This is a genomic window from Brevibacterium renqingii, from assembly GCF_017808095.1.
GTDB classification, from domain to species: Bacteria; Actinomycetota; Actinomycetes; order Actinomycetales; family Brevibacteriaceae; genus Brevibacterium; species Brevibacterium renqingii.
This window is the reverse complement of the sequence record NZ_JADBHG010000001.1, coordinates 209,908-224,618: the sequence shown is the minus strand read 5'-3', so window position 1 is coordinate 224,618 and position 14,711 is coordinate 209,908. Positions and strand designations below refer to the sequence as shown.

At 66.6% G+C, this 14,711-nt stretch carries 13 protein-coding genes and 2 tRNA genes; 7 read left to right on the top strand and 8 right to left on the bottom strand.

Going from position 1 to position 14,711, the window contains the following annotated elements:
• Positions 1-197 precede the first annotated feature (197 nt).
• The 4 genes from gltX (at position 198) to IIE29_RS01020 (ending at position 3,333) form a co-directional block, all read left to right on the top strand.
• The gene (gltX, locus tag IIE29_RS01035) at positions 198-1,610 is read left to right on the top strand and encodes a glutamate--tRNA ligase (protein WP_246475701.1); all 1,413 of its coding nucleotides are present in this window, start codon (positions 198-200) and stop codon (positions 1,608-1,610) included.
• A complete protein-coding gene (locus IIE29_RS01030; protein ID WP_209323340.1) occupies positions 1,607-2,893 on the top strand; it encodes an alpha/beta fold hydrolase in 1,287 nt (428 codons plus the stop codon). The genes gltX and IIE29_RS01030 overlap by 4 nt, the downstream gene beginning before the upstream one ends.
• 254 nt (positions 2,894-3,147) lie before the next feature.
• Positions 3,148-3,219 (top strand) — tRNA-Gln (locus tag IIE29_RS01025).
• A 41-nt stretch (positions 3,220-3,260) separates the two neighbouring features.
• Positions 3,261-3,333 (top strand) — tRNA-Glu (locus tag IIE29_RS01020).
• Between the two features lie 125 nt (positions 3,334-3,458).
• Here the strand turns inward: IIE29_RS01020 and IIE29_RS01015 are convergent.
• From IIE29_RS01015 to IIE29_RS01005, 4 genes are all read right to left on the bottom strand, one after another.
• Entirely contained in the window at positions 3,459-4,385 is a 927-nt protein-coding gene (locus IIE29_RS01015) for an IS256 family transposase (protein ID WP_209323339.1), read from the bottom strand.
• Entirely contained in the window at positions 4,289-4,624 is a 336-nt protein-coding gene (locus IIE29_RS17215) for a transposase-like zinc-binding domain-containing protein (RefSeq protein WP_425491425.1), read from the bottom strand. Before IIE29_RS17215 ends, IIE29_RS01015 begins: the two co-directional genes overlap by 97 nt.
• Positions 4,625-4,805: 181 nt before the next feature.
• Positions 4,806-5,576: a DUF4282 domain-containing protein gene (locus IIE29_RS01010; RefSeq protein ID WP_209323338.1), complete on the bottom strand. Its 771-nt coding sequence runs from the start codon at positions 5,574-5,576 to the stop codon at positions 4,806-4,808.
• Positions 5,577-5,667: 91 nt separating this feature from the next.
• Positions 5,668-6,714, bottom strand: a complete 1,047-nt coding sequence (locus tag IIE29_RS01005; RefSeq protein ID WP_209323337.1) for an aldose 1-epimerase family protein — start codon at positions 6,712-6,714, stop codon at positions 5,668-5,670.
• 163 nt (positions 6,715-6,877) lie between these two features.
• Between IIE29_RS01005 and galT the strand changes: the two genes are divergently transcribed.
• The gene (gene galT / locus IIE29_RS01000) at positions 6,878-8,044 is read left to right on the top strand and encodes a galactose-1-phosphate uridylyltransferase (protein WP_209323336.1); all 1,167 of its coding nucleotides are present in this window, start codon (positions 6,878-6,880) and stop codon (positions 8,042-8,044) included.
• A complete protein-coding gene (gene galK, locus IIE29_RS00995) occupies positions 8,041-9,330 on the top strand; it encodes a galactokinase (protein ID WP_209323335.1) in 1,290 nt (429 codons plus the stop codon). Before galT ends, galK begins: the two co-directional genes overlap by 4 nt.
• 13 nt (positions 9,331-9,343) lie before the next feature.
• Here galK and IIE29_RS00990 read toward each other — a convergent pair whose 3' ends face one another.
• The 4 genes from IIE29_RS00990 to IIE29_RS00975 form a co-directional block, all read right to left on the bottom strand.
• The gene (locus tag IIE29_RS00990; RefSeq protein WP_209323334.1) at positions 9,344-9,628 is read right to left on the bottom strand and encodes a hypothetical protein; all 285 of its coding nucleotides are present in this window, start codon (positions 9,626-9,628) and stop codon (positions 9,344-9,346) included.
• 17 nt (positions 9,629-9,645) lie between these two features.
• On the bottom strand, positions 9,646-11,343 hold the full coding sequence (locus IIE29_RS00985; protein WP_209323333.1) for a sodium:solute symporter family protein: 1,698 nt from the start codon (positions 11,341-11,343) through the stop codon (positions 9,646-9,648).
• Positions 11,344-11,492: 149 nt separating this feature from the next.
• Positions 11,493-12,251: a DeoR/GlpR family DNA-binding transcription regulator gene (locus IIE29_RS00980; RefSeq protein WP_209323332.1), complete on the bottom strand. Its 759-nt coding sequence runs from the start codon at positions 12,249-12,251 to the stop codon at positions 11,493-11,495.
• Positions 12,252-12,327: 76 nt separating this feature from the next.
• Complete coding sequence (locus IIE29_RS00975; protein ID WP_166972796.1) at positions 12,328-13,044, bottom strand: IclR family transcriptional regulator; 717 nt, start codon at positions 13,042-13,044, stop codon at positions 12,328-12,330.
• A 175-nt stretch (positions 13,045-13,219) separates the two neighbouring features.
• Between IIE29_RS00975 and leuC the strand changes: the two genes are divergently transcribed.
• Positions 13,220-14,704: a 3-isopropylmalate dehydratase large subunit gene (leuC, locus tag IIE29_RS00970; protein ID WP_209323331.1), complete on the top strand. Its 1,485-nt coding sequence runs from the start codon at positions 13,220-13,222 to the stop codon at positions 14,702-14,704.
• Positions 14,705-14,711 lie beyond the last annotated feature (7 nt).

Sequence of the window (14,711 nt, the reverse complement as noted above, 5' to 3'; positions counted from 1 at the left end):
AATCCGCTCCCGGCGGCGCCGGCGCGACCCGCGGCCTCGGTACGATCCGCGCCACCGCACCCCGCCGGCTCCCGGACCACGCACCACAGACTCACACACCACGCACCATAGACTCACACAGCACACACCACAGAAGGACAATCGTGAGCGTCAAAGTTCGTTTCTGCCCATCACCCACCGGCACCCCTCACGTCGGCATGGTTCGCACAGCCCTGTTCAACTGGGCCTACGCCAAGCACACCGGCGGGAAGTTCGTCTTCCGCATCGAGGACACCGACGCCGCCCGCGACTCCGAGGAGAGCTTCGGGCAGGTCGTCGAAGCCCTCAGATGGCTGGGACTGGACTGGGACGAAGGCATCGAGGTCGGCGGTGACAACGGTCCCTACCGTCAGTCCCAGCGCAGTGAGATCTATACCGAGGTCATCGAGAAGCTCAAGGCCGGCGGGCACATCTACGAGTCCTACTCGACGAACGAAGAGGTCGAAGCCCGTCACCGGGCAGCCGGGCGCGACCCGAAGCTCGGCTACGACGGGTTCGACCGCGATCTGAGCGAGGAGCAGAAAGCCGCCTTCCGCGCCGAGGGCCGCGAGCCCGTATGGCGGGTGCGCATGCCCGATGAGGACATCACCTTCACCGACCTGGTCCGCGGAGAGATCACGTTCAAGGCCGGCTCCGTACCCGACTACGTCGTCGTCCGCACGAACGGCCAGCCGCTGTACACCCTGGTCAATCCCGTCGACGATGCGCTCATGGGCATCACCCATGTGCTGCGCGGTGAGGACATCCTGTCCTCCACCCCGCGTCAGATCGCCCTCTACGAATCACTCAAGGCCATCGGAGTCGCCGAGGCGACGCCCGAGTTCGGTCACCTGCCCTATGTCATGGGGGCGGGGAACAAGAAGCTGTCGAAGCGCGATCCCGAATCGAACCTGTTCCTCCACCGCGAGAACGGGTTCATCCCCGAGGGGCTCATCAACTACCTCGCGCTGCTGGGCTGGTCCATCGCACCTGACCGCGACGTCTTCAGCGTCGCGGAATTCACCGAGGCGTTCGACATCCACGATGTCCTGCCCAATCCGGCCCGCTTCGATGTGAAGAAGGCCACCGCCATCAACGCCGACCACATCCGCCTCCTCGAGCCCACCGACTTCCGCGACCGCCTCGTGCCCTATCTCCAGGCCGCCGAGGTGCTGCCCGCCGAACCGACGGACGCTCAGCTGGCCGTGCTCGACCAGGCGGCACCGCTCGTGCAGACCCGGATGAAGCTGCTCGCCGAAGCCCCCGATCTGCTGGCGTTCCTCTTCACCTCCGACGCGGATCTGGTCATAGCCGAGGACGGGATGAAGACGCTCAAGGACTCCGCACCCGAGGTGCTCGCCGCCTCGCTCGACGTCCTCGAAGGACTGGAGGAATGGACGACGGCGAAGCTCGAGGAGGTGCTCTCGGCGAAGCTCGTGACCGAGATGGAGATCAAACCGCGACTGGCCTACGGTCCGCTGCGCGTCGCCGTCTCCGGCCGCAAGGTCTCCCCGCCGCTGTTCGAGTCGATGGAGATCCTCGGCAAGGACTCCTCACTCAAGCGCCTCAGAGCCCTGGCCGCACAGCTGTGAGCGCGGTCGACCAGCACTCCTGGACACGCGGGGGCCTGCACTTCCGCGACGTGACCTTCGACGCCGGGTTCGACCACTTCGGACGTGCGCAGGTGAGCCTGCCGGAGACGCTCAGCGTCTTCGCGCGGATCATCGCCACCGAGGCGGACAGTCAGAAGCCCTGCCTCGTCTTCCTGCAGGGCGGGCCGGGAGTCGAGGCCCCGCGTCCGGTCACGCCGGTGAGCCCCGGCAGTTGGATCTCGCGTGCGCTCGAGGACTTCCAGGTCATCATGCTCGACCAGCGCGGCACCGGCCGGTCGAGCCCCATCGGCTCCACAGCCGGTTCCATCACCGGTCTCGAAGCGGTGGGGGAGGACCCGTCAGCGATCGCCGAGGCGCTCGCATGCTTCCGGGCCGACTCGATCGTCGAGGACGCGGAGATCCTGCGGAACCACCTCGGCATCGACTCCTGGTCCCTGCTGGGGCAGTCCTTCGGCGGCTTCACCGCCCTGCGATATGTCTCCGCCCACGCCTCCTCGCTCGACGAGGTGTACTTCACCGGCGGTCTGCCGGCGATCGGCATCGACCCGGCCGACATCTACGGGCGGACCTGGCAGGGGATGATCCGCAAATCCGAGCAGCACTACCGTGCGTTCCCCGGAGACCGCGAGAGGATGGAGCGACTGATCGACCTCGCCGAATCCAGAGACGGGATCGCCCTGCCCGGCGGTGCACGGGCGACGGGGGAGCGCATCCGCCTCCTCGGTCACTACCTCGGTTCCTCGGACGGGCCCGAGAAGCTGCACTACCTGCTCGACCTGGACCCGGACTCGGCGGCGTTCCGGCACGACCTGGCGGCGGCGCTGCCGTTCTCGGGGCGAAATCCGCTCTATGCTGTCGTGCACGAGTCCTGCTGGGCCGATGGGACGATGACGAACTGGGCCGCCCGACGCGCCATGCCTGACCAGGTGCGCGAGGACCTCACCCTGCTGGCGGGAGAGCATGCGGGACCGGAGTCCCTGCACGAGGATCCCGAGCTGACTCCCTTCGCCGAGGTGGCCGAGCTCGTGGCCGCGCGTCAGTGGCCGCGACTGTACGACGTCGATGCGCTGCAGGCGGCCGATGTCCGCGGCGCGGCGGCAGTGTACTTCGAGGACGCCTATGTGCCCGTGGAGCATTCGCTGGCCACGGTCGAGCACCTCGGCGGGGTCGAACCGTGGGTGACGAACGAGTACGAGCACAACGGCCTGCGGGCCGACGGATACCGGGTGCTCGACCGGCTCATCGGCCTCGCGCGCGGCTGAGCGGCGTGCCGACGCCGGTGATCGGCAGCCGTGCGGCTGCTGGTCACGGGCGGTCCCGGGCCCGTGCGGTGGCTGGTCACCGGCGGTTTCGGGCCCGTGCGGTGGCTGGTCACCGGCGGTTTCGGGCCCGTGCGGTGATGTTAAGAAGGTCACACCGAAAAACGGCTCTGGGATTTGTCGTCGGGCGGGATGCTTGTGTAGAGTTATATCTCGTTGCTCAGGGAAATCTCCACGGGGATGACCTTGAAAGACAGTGGGCTATGGTGTAATTGGCAGCACGAGTGATTCTGGTTCATTTAGTCTAGGTTCAAGTCCTGGTAGCCCAGCGGACAGCATCCGGAGGTCGCTCCAGGTGTGTTGTTCCTAAGCCCCCGTCGTCTAGTGGCCTAGGACGCCGCCCTCTCAAGGCGGTAACGGCAGTTCGAATCTGCTCGGGGGTACGGCAGAGCCCTGCATCGATACGTCGATGTGGGGCTCGCTCTAATTCACGGGCGCTCTCCTGCGGGCGGATCCGTGGGTTATAGGCCAAAATGTGTGTATGGGCAGGGCGTGTCGATGCTGGTCTTCACTGGGATCTGCCGCCCCAGCTTTTCTGGATCCCATTGCCATCTTCGACACTGAATCCCGTCCCGTAGAGAAGATTCGTCTCCTCCCGGCCCGTCTCGGGTTTCACCGCCTTCGGGGCGCTGCGCGATTGTGTCCATGCTCGTGGAGTAACGAAAGACCACGGGTCTTTGGGTGCCTCGGTACGTAGATACAACAGCCAGTCGACTCCACGGCGGGCATGGTCGATGTCGAGTCCTCGATGGGCTCGCAGGAAGTCCTTGATCGCTTTGTTCGGGCTGCCCTCTAATGGGTTCGTGGTCTTCGCGATCGTGTAGCCGTCTTCGGCTAGTTCGAGCCACGTGAACAGGTGATTGTCACGGATTAGCCCTGCCAGCAGGTTGTGGGCTCGACGGGTCCTGATATGCGTGTACCACCAGTGCTGTCCCGGCTTCACGTGTGCTGGTCGCAGTGTTCCTGGCCGCACCTGGGTGCGGTGTTTGAGGAACGACTCCCACTGTGCTTCCCAGGAGGTGAACGCGGCCATCCACCTCGCAGCCTCGTCGAGGCTGGTGACCTTCGACAGCAGCTTGAACAGGCCGAGGAGTTCCTTGTTCGCCGGCAAGACGGGCCGCCTGGTCAGGTACCGATGCGCGGCCTGTCGGATGTGGAAGTGACACCGTTGGATGCGGGTGGTTGGCCAGAGTCGCTTGATCGTTGTCGTCAATGGTCCGTTGCCATCAACGATCGCCGCAACAGGGGCAGGAATGCGGTTGATGAGAGCTGTCCAGGACGCGTTCTTCTCCTGGTCGCACCATTGCCAGTCGATGACGTGGGTGCCGGTGTAGGCGATCAGCACGCACCAGCCGTTGAAGTAGGTGCCGTCGAGCATGATCTGGTCATGGACTTCGCCTGTCGGAGCCACCCTGGGGTCACGGTCCAGCACCATTGGATCTTTCGGGTGAAGGTGCGCGTGCTGGTAGCGAAATCGCCTCGTGGCTGCGTGCTGGTCAGCCATGCGATGAAGCTAGTGAAGTCTGCCTTCTTCGCTGAATCGGTGCGCGTCTGAATTGCTGAGGAGCCGCAGTGTTTGCACCGCCATCTGGTGCGTCCGGCACTGGTTTTGCCGTTCTTGACGAGCTTGTTTGCACATACACCACATATGGGGTGATTTCTGGGATTGGGCACTGAACATGGTTGCAGAGCATGTTCAACCCGGTCTTGCCCTACTGGCTACTGGGCAAGCAGGCTATCCTGTACACACATTTTGGCCTATAACCCGGATCCGTCGACAGCCCCATCTGCGACAGACAGCTCTGGGTGCATTTCGAGCTGTCTGTCGCAGACCGAGCTCTCGGCCGCAAGGGCCTCAGCGGGCGACGGAGTCGGCGATCCTCTTCGTGTTCTCGGCGGTTTTGATGTTCGAGACGATGAGCTCGAGGACGAGGCGGACTCCGATGACCCACAGGGCCGGGATGATCCAGCCGAAGAGGATCGACAGGATCAGCGGCAGCACATTGAAGCTCGGGCCGTCGGTGAAATAGCTAGCGGCGGAGCCGGCCGCGATGCCCGCGCTGATGCCGGCGACGATGGTGCCCAGGTAGGAGAGCGCGGCGACGATGATCGCGATGATGTAGATGAAGCCCGCCCACTTGACCGCGATGAAGCTGTCGAAGCGGATATCGAACAGCGATTTGAAGAAGCCCTTCTCACCCGTCGTCGCGCCGTGGGGCTGACCATAGGCGGCTTGTGGATAGCCCTGCGGGTAGGCCGCTCCCGGCTGATAGGCGCCGGGCTGCGAGTAGGGACCGGGCTGCGAATAGGCGCCAGGCTGCGAATGGGCGCCGGGCTGATCGTAGCCGGGGTTCTGCGCCGTCTGGCCTGGCTGATCGTAGCCGAGGTTCTGCGCCGTCTGGCCTGGCTGGTCGTAGTCGGGCTGTGCGGCACCCGGCTGGTAGGAGCCATGGGCGTTCGGATCATAGGTGCCCTGCTGGAAGCCGGCCTGCGGATCCTGCACGGTCGGCTGCTCCTGTCCCGGTTCGCCGAAGCCGGGCTCCTGGCCGTTCGGGATCGGGTCGGCAGGATTCTGATCCTGTGCCTGGCCGTTGTCCGGTTCGTTCGGGTTCTGCGGTGTCGACATGTTCGTCCCTCTCACGGATTGGATGCAGTCACTGGCAATCTGCCTGTATCCGCAACTTATCAGGGCACCCTTGTGCGTGAAAGAATCGCTGTCAGGCGGAAGGGGGACTCGCGGCACCTTCGACCATCGGTTTGGCGTTGCCGTCCGCTGCCAGGGAGATGCTCCACTCGACGGTCAGCGTGCAGCCGGGTTCGACGACATCGAAGTCCTCGCCCGCGACGCCGGATGCGAAGGCATTCGGCGGGCAGGTCATCGGCTCGATCGCGACCGCCCGGCGGGCCAGGGCGGCCTCGAGGCCGTCACCGGTGTACACCTGCCACGTTCGGAACCCGGGGCCGATGCCGATGACGATCTCGCGGTCATCGGTGCCCCTCACACGCGCCCGCGACCAGCCGTCGACGTCGCGCCTCGGTGCGCTGAAGGAGTCATCGAGCTCAGTGCCGCCGATCGTGCGCAGCGCTCGGAAGTCCTTGCAGACGATGCAGTCGGATTCCTCGACGCCGTGGTCGACGGGGACGACCGTGCCGTCGTCGAAGGGGCGGACGCCGGTCGGGATGAGACGCTCATCGGTCTCGAGCCAGGCCGCGGCAGGAACGACCAGTTGGGCGTCGTCGACTCTATCGCAGGAATCGTCGACTCTGTCGCCGACAGCGTCGACGCTGTCAGAGGAGCCTGCGTGCGCGCCGGGTGCGAACCACGGATGGAAGCCGAAGCCGAACGGGGCCCGGTGCGATCCCGTGTTGCGCGCCTCGGCGCGGATCCGCAGGCCGTTGTCGCGAAGGTCGTAAGCCATACTCAGTGCGAACGGGAATGGATACCCCTGAGTCGGCTCCAGTGCGAGTTCGAGCCGCACCGTGGACTCGTTCGCCTCGACCACGGTCCAGTCGGCTTCGGCGACGAGGCCGTGCAGGGCCGTGCGGCGTGCGGACTCGGTGATCGGCAGCTGGTAGCTGCGGCCATCGAAATCGTATCGGCCATCGGCGATCCGGTTGGGCCAGGGGGCGAGCACCGCGCCGTCGAAGGTGCCCATCGGCACCACAAGCGCACGCTCGCCCACGGTGTAGCGGTGCAGGCTCGCGCCCGTGGGGGAGACGAGCACCGAAGAGTCCTCGCAGGTGAGTTCGATGCTGGCAGTCATGCGGCTCCGGAATCGGCGGCGGTTGGGATCACGGTTCCGAATATCCTACGCCCAGCCCCCGCCGGGGTCACCAGCCCAGCCCGCCGAGGACACCAGCCCAGCCCCCGCCGAGGGCACCAGGTGTTAGTATTATGATCGAAAATGATCAGTTTTGGGAGGTCTGATGACATCGCCACATCATCGAGCGGCACTGTCCGACGGCCGTGAGGTTCTGTTCTTCCAGGACCCGGACTCGTCCGCTCCGGCGATCTTCGACGATCCCCGCCCCGGCGCACCCAGGCCCGACAGCGGCACGCTTCGCTTCGATGCGCTGACCGGCGAATGGGTGGCCGTGGCCACTCATCGGCAGACGCGCACGCATCTGCCCGCTGCTGCCGAGTGCCCGCTGTGTCCCACCTCCGACCACCGTCCCACCGAGATCCCGGCCGCCGACTTCGACGTCGTGGTCTTCGAGAACCGGTTCCCCTCGCTCGGGCCCGACCTCGGCGAGGTCCCTCCGGTCTCGGCCGAGGCTCTGTCCAGCGCTTCGCTGTCGGCGCCGGCCTTCGGGCGCTGCGAAGTCGTCGTCTTCTCCTCCCAGCACGACGGCTCCTTCGCCGGGCTCGGTCGAGTCCGTGCCCGCACCGTCATCGACGCCTGGGCGAACCGGACTGCCGAACTCTCGGCGCTGCCAGGCATCGAGCAGGTCTTCGTGTTCGAGAATCGCGGCGAGGAGATCGGTGTGACGATGAACCACCCGCACGGGCAGATCTATGCTTATCCCTATGTCACCCCACACACCGCGATCACGACGGCCAGGGCGCAGCGGCATCGACGCGAGACCGGCAGGCCCCTGATGGGGGACATCCTCGCCTTCGAACGTGATTCGGGGGAGCGGATGGTGCTCGAATCCGAGCACTTCTCCGCCTTCGTGCCCTTCGCCGCGCGCTGGCCGATCGAGGTCCACATCGTCCCCCATCGGCAGGTGGCCGGCCTCGACGAACTCGACGCGGCCGAACGCGATGATCTCGCTCGTGTCTACCCCGAGGTGCTGCAGCGCATCGACGGTCTCTACCCTACGCCCACTCCCTATATCGCGGCCTGGCATCAGGCGCCGGTCAACTGCGAGGACCGGTCGGCCGAATGGATGCATCTCGAGATCACCAGCCCCAGGCGAGCCGAGAACAAGCTCAAGTTCCTCGCCGGATCCGAAGCGGCGATGGGCGCCTTCGTCGGAGACGTCTCGGCCGAGGAGACCGCGGCGAGACTCCGCGCAGTCACCCCTGCTCGAACCGAGGGAGCTTCCGTGCCCGGGTCGGCGACGTCCGCACACGATCAGGCACAGCGATGAGCGCGGCATCGACCCCGACTGCCGCGAGCTTGGCCGATGAATTCTCAGCGCTGTTCGGCTATCCGCCGCTGGGCTGCTTCCGTGCCCCCGGACGGGTCAACCTCATCGGTGAGCATACGGACTACAACAACGGACTCGTCCTGCCGATCGCCATCGACAGGGCAGTGCACGTGGCCATCGGCCGTCGGCCCCGGAGGCGGACGCATGCCGGGGCTGCCGAGGACGTCGGGGAACAGGCGATCGCGGAACCGCCTCGACGCGAGGAGAGCATCCGCATCGTCTCCGACCACCGGGACGGCTCCGGTCAGCGGCTGTGCGGCCAGTTCACGGCAGAGGAGCTCGTGCCCGGAGAGCTGCGCGGCTGGCTCAGCCATCCCGCGGGGGTCGTCGACGAGATCGCGAAGACGACGGGCACCGTCGTCGGCGGCGTCGACCTCTACATCGAGTCGACCGTTCCCGTCGGGGCCGGACTGTCCTCTTCCCATGCCCTCGAGGTGGCGGTTCTCATCGCCCTCGACGAAGTCTTCGATCTCGGCCTCAGTCACCGGGAGAAGGTGCTGCTGACCCAGCGGGCCGAGAACGACTTCGTCGGCGCACCGACCGGCATCGTCGACCAGGCCGCCTCCATCATGACCGAAGCCGGGCATGCGCTCTTCCTCGACTGCCGAGATCTCAGCATCCGGCACGTCCCCTTCGACCTCGACGCCGAAGGGCTGCGGCTGCTCGTCATCGACACTCGTGTCTCCCACTCCCACAGCGAGAGCGGCTACGGCGACCGGAGACGGACCTGCGAGGAAGCCGCGGGGCTCTTCGGCGTCGAGAGCCTGCGCGAAGTCGACGAGGGATCCGACCTCGACCGACTCACGGAGGAACAGCGGAAACGGGTGCGGCACGTGATGGGCGAGAACGCCCGCGTCCGGACCACCGTCGAACTCCTGGAGGGTGCGGGCGAACGCCTGGAAGGCGCCGACGAACGCCTGGAAGGGGCCGCCGACAGGATCCGGGGGATCGGCGAGCTCCTGTGCGCCTCCCACGATTCGCTGGCCCGTGACTACGAGGTCTCATGCGCCGAGCTCGACACCGCGGTCGAGGCGGCGATGGCGGCCGGGGCGATCGGTGCCCGGATGATCGGCGGCGGCTTCGGAGGTTCGGCGATCGCCCTCATCGACGCAGACGATGCCGATGTGGTGGGTGCGGCCGTGACCGCGGCGTTCGCCGAGGCCGGTTTCGCGGCCCCCGACATCTTCGCCGTCAGCGCCGGCCGCGGCGCCGGCCGAATCGGCTGAGAGCTGTCCGGCGCTAGGCTTCCTGATCGCCGTCCAGCTGCGCCGTCGGCGCCTGAGTGTCGACGATGCGGAGCGGGCGCAGCTTGGCCCAGCCGAGGAAGGCGATCGCTGCGAGGATGAGGCCGACACCGGTCCAGAGGTTCGCATCGATTCCGCCGGTCCGCCGAGCCTCGTCGGGGGTGAAGTCCACGAGGCCCGCAATCGCGAGGATGATCCCGAAGATCCCCAGCAGCACTCCGATGAAATTGCGGATGTCGAAGGCGCCCGCAGTCTTGGTCAGTTCGTTCGCATTGCTCATTGTTCCCACTTGCTCCTTCACCCGAAGCTGACGTTGAGGATGATGACCAGCACCAGCGCGAGACCCGCCACGGGCACCGGACGCTTCCAGATCGGCGGCTTCGGTTCGCCGAGATCCTCGAAGTCGGCCTTCGGCGTCTCGGAGTACACGAGCCCGCGCAGCTCATGGGCCGGCTTCGGTGCGGTCCGGAACGTGACGATCACCGAGAGGACGATGTCGACGACGAAGGCCGTGCTGGCGGCCAGGAACGCCGCGCCCTGGCCGGGCAGATCGAAGACCCCGGTCTCGGCGAGGATGAAGACGGCCACGGCCGAGAGCGTGCCTCCGACGAGGCCGACCCAACCGGCGGTCGCGCTCATGCGCTTCCAGAACATGCCGAGGATGAACGTCGCGAACAGCGGGGCGTTGAAGAAGCCGAACAGCGTCTGCAGGTAGTCCATCAGGTTGGAGAAGTTGCCGGCGATGAGCGCGGTGAAGATCGCGACGACGCAGGCGCCGATGGTGGCGATGCGGCCGACCTTGAGGTAGTAGTCGTCCTCGCGGTCCTTGACCACGTACTGCTGCCACAGGTCGTAGCTGAAGACCGTGTTGAAAGCGGAGATGTTGGCGGCCATTCCGGCCATGAACGCCGCGAGGAGGCCGGCGATCGCAACTCCCAGCAGTCCGTTGGGCAGAACCTCGCGCATGAGCAGCAGGAGCGCATCGTTGTAGGTCACACCGGTCTGCGCCTGCGCGCTCGCCTCGCCGACGGACGCCGAGATCTGCTTGAACTGCGTCAGCTGGGTCACGAGCACTGCCGCGATCATTCCCGGCACGACGACGATGAACGGGATGAGCATCTTCGGGAAGGCGCCGAGGATCGGCGTCAGCCGCGCGGCGGTGATGCTCTTCGAGGCCATGGCCCGCTGGACCTCGACGAAGTTCGTCGTCCAGTAGCCGAAGGAGAGCACGAACCCGAGACCGAAGACGATGCCGACCACCGAGAGCACGGGGTTGTCGAACCCGGAGAGCTGTTCGCCCGGCCAGCTGCTCAGCTGCTCCGCGCCGAGCATCCCGTCATTGCTCACCTTCTCCACGAGGCCGTCCCAGCCGCCGACGCGGTTGAGGCCGATGATCGTCAGCGGCAGCAGCGCCGCGACGATGACGAAGAACTGGAGCACCTCGTTGTAGATCGCAGCGGTCAGTCCACCGAGCGTGATGTAGGACAGGACGATGGCGGCGGCGACGACGAGGGCGATCCACAGCGGCCAGCCGAGCAGCCGATTGACGATCGTGCCGAGCAGGAAGAGGTTGACACCGGCGATGAGGATCTGCGCGATGGCAAATGACAGCGCATTGACGAGGTGAGCGCCGGTGCCGAAGCGCTTGCGCATGAACTCCGGAACGGATCTGACCTTCGAACCGTAGTAGAAGGGCATCATGACGACGCCGAGGAAGAGCATGGCCGGGACCGCGCCGATCCAGAAATAGTGCATCGTCGGCATGCCGTACTGCGCGCCGGTCGCCGACATGCCCATGATCTCCACGGCGCCGAGGTTGGCCGAGACGAAGGCGAGCGCCGTCACCCAGGCCGGAAGGCTGCGTCCGGAGAGGAGGAACTCGATGCTCGATGAGATGCCGCGTTTGGCGAACCAGCCGATTCCGAGGACGAAGATGAAGTAGATCGCTATGAGCAGATAGTCGATCCACTGCGCGTCCAGGCGGATGTCTTCCACAGTTCCTCCAACAGCTTCGGTGAATGGCCCTTGTGGTGTGAGCCACCTCAAAGCGACACTTTAGAGGACTGAGCGTCTGATCGCCAGTGAGCGAATATGAAAAGTTTTGATCGTTTCGCGATTTTCCGGTGAGGCCGGGTCGCCCGAGCTCAGACGGCTTCGACCTCGACTCCCGCCTCGCGCAGGGCCTCGAGCTCCCTCTTCTCGCTCTGCGAGTCCGTGATCAGGTGCTGAATCTCTTCGATCGGGACCGTGAGCACGGACGAGCGGTGACCGACCTTCGTGTGGTCGACGAGGGCGATGACCCGATCGGCGCCGGCGGCCATGGCGCGGTCCGTATCGGCCACGGGGAAGGCCGGAGTCGACAGCCCGAAGTCCGCAGCCAGCCCGTTTCCCGACAGGAACACGGTGTCGGCGCGCAGTCCGAGGAGCTGGGAGACGGTGCCGCCGCCGACGAAGGCGCGGATGGAGTGCCTGAGAATCCCCCCGACGACGATGACCTCGTTCTCGGGGGAGGAGACCATGGCCTCGGCGACGAGGAGGGAGTTCGTGACCACTCTCAGGCCCGAGCGGGTGACGAGCTCCTTGGCCAGCAGTTCGGTCGTCGTGCCCGGCCCGAGCGCCACGACATCGCCGTTGCGCACACGCGTGGCCGCAGCGCGAGCGATCGCGGTCTTCTCTGCCAGGGCCTGTTCGAGCTTCTCCGCATAGCTCGATTCGCGGGCGCTCGAGGCCAGCACGGCACCGCCGTGGGTGCGCACGAGGCGGCCCTCATCGGCGAGCTGGTCGAGGTCGCGCCGAATCGTCACTGCCGAGGTGTCGAGCTCCTCGGTCAGGGCGGTGATGGAGACGGCGCCGTCTCTCTCGATCGTGTCGAGGATGATATTGCGTCTTTGGGCGGCGATCATGGGGCCATAGTACAGACCGCGGGCGGCGGGGAAGCGGTCCCCGCCGCCCGCGGTCGCGGCCGTGATGTGCCGGAGCTCAGCCGCGCACGAGCGCTTCCGTCAGCGTCCTGGCGGCGTCGATGACGGACTTCGCGTGCAGACGTCCCGGCTGCCGGGTGAGCCGGTCGACCGGTCCGGAGATCGAGACGGCCGCCACCACGCGATTGCTCGGCCCGCGCACGGGGGCCGAGACCGAGGCGACTCCGCGCTCGCGTTCGGCGATCGACTGGGCCCAGCCTCGGCGGCGGACACCGGAGAGCATGGTCGCGGAGAAGCGGGCGCCCCGCAGACCCGTGTGCAGACGGTCGGGCTCCTCCCAGGCCAGCAGCACCTGAGCGGCCGAGCCGGCGCGCATGGACAGGGTCGCGCCGATGGGAACGGAGTCGCGCAGGCCCACGGGGCGTTCGGCCGCGGCCACGCACAGGCGCAGATCTCCCTGGCGGCGGAAGAGCTGCGCGGACTCGCCCGTCTGGTCGCGCAGCTGCCCGAGCACGGGTCCGGCGGCGGCGAGCAGGCGGTCTTCGCCGGCGGCCGAGGACAGCTCGGCCAGGCGCGGCCCCAGGACGAAGCGGCCCTGGAGGTCTCGCCCGACGATACGATGGAATTCGAGGGCGACAGCCAGGCGGTGGGCAGTGGGGCGTGCCAGTCCGGTCAGCGTCACCAGTTCGGCGAGAGAGGCGGGTCCGGCCTCAAGCGCGGAGAGAACCATTGCGGCCTTGTCGATGACCCCGACGCCGCTACCATTGCTTGTCATAGACACCATTGTGCGCGTCTCAGTGGGCGAGATGCAAGTTCGCAATGCGATACGCCCGAGTAGATTCTGACTACGCACTCACTCCAGTGCGCACAAAGCAGTTCACGGACGCACCGAACCTCGGGCGTCAGGTCTACATCGGGTGCGGGGAATCCCCGCACCGGCGGGAGGAACCATGCCACGCACATTGGCCGAGAAGGTCTGGGCCGATCACGTCGTCTCACGAGGTGAAGACGGTGCGCCGGACCTCATCTACATCGACCTCCACCTCGTCCACGAGGTCACGAGCCCGCAGGCCTTCGACGGGCTCCGACTCGCCGGGCGCCCCGTGCGCCGCCCCGACCTCACGATCGCCACCGAGGACCACAACACCCCGACCTGGGACATCGACAAACCGATCGCCGAGCCCACTTCGCGCACGCAGATCGACACGCTGCGCAGGAACACCGAGGAGTTCGGGGTCCGGCTGCACAGCCTCGGCGACGCCGATCAGGGCATCGTCCACGTCGTGGGACCGCAGCTGGGACTGACCCAGCCGGGCATGACCGTCGTCTGCGGCGACTCGCACACCTCCACCCACGGGGCCTTCGGGGCCCTCGCTCTGGGCATCGGCACCTCCGAGGTCGAGCACGTGCTCGCCACTCAGACACTCAGCCTCAAGCCCTTCAAGACGATGTCGATCACCGTCGACGGCGACCTGCCCGAGGGGTCGAGTGCGAAGGACATCATCCTCGCCATCATCGCGAAGATCGGCACCGGCGGCGGACAGGGCTACGTCCTCGAATACCGCGGCTCGGCGATCCGTCAGCTGTCCATGGAGGCACGCATGACGATCTGCAATATGTCGATCGAGGCCGGCGCCCGAGCAGGCATGGTCGCCCCTGACGAGACGACCTTCGACTACGTCAAGGGCCGCCCACACGCCCCGGAGGGCGCGGACTGGGATGCCGCAGTCGAGTACTGGAAGACCCTCTACACCGACGAGGGTGCCGAATTCGACGCCGAGGTGGTCCTCGAGGCCGCCGACATCGAACCCTTCGTCACCTGGGGCACGAACCCCGGACAGGGTCTGCCGCTGTCGGCCTCGGTGCCCAGCCCCGACGACTTCACCGACGAGAACGACAAGACCGCAGCGGCCAACGCTCTCGCCTACATGGGGCTGACCCCGGGCACTCCGCTGCGGGAGATCGCCGTCGACACCGTCTTCCTCGGCTCGTGCACGAACTCGCGCATCGAGGACCTGCGAGCCGCCGCCGAGGTGATCCGCGGTCGGAGGAAAGCCGAGAACGTCCGCTTCATGGTCGTCCCCGGATCCGCGAAGGTCCGCCTCCAGGCCGAGGACGAGGGCCTCGACGTCATCTTCAAAGACTTCGGCGGCGAATGGCGCTTCGCCGGCTGCTCGATGTGTCTGGGCATGAACCCGGACCAGCTGGCCGAGGGCGAACGCTGCGCCTCGACCTCGAACCGCAACTTCGAGGGCCGTCAGGGCAAGGGCGGACGCACCCACCTCGTCTCCCCGCTCGTGGCCGCGGCCACCGCGGTGCGAGGAACCCTGTCCTCACCCGGCGACGTCGCCGATCTGCCGCGGGATGCCGAACCCGTGGAATGGGCCGACGAGCGTCTCAGCCTCAATCTGACACCCGTCTCGGCGAACGACTGAACCAGGA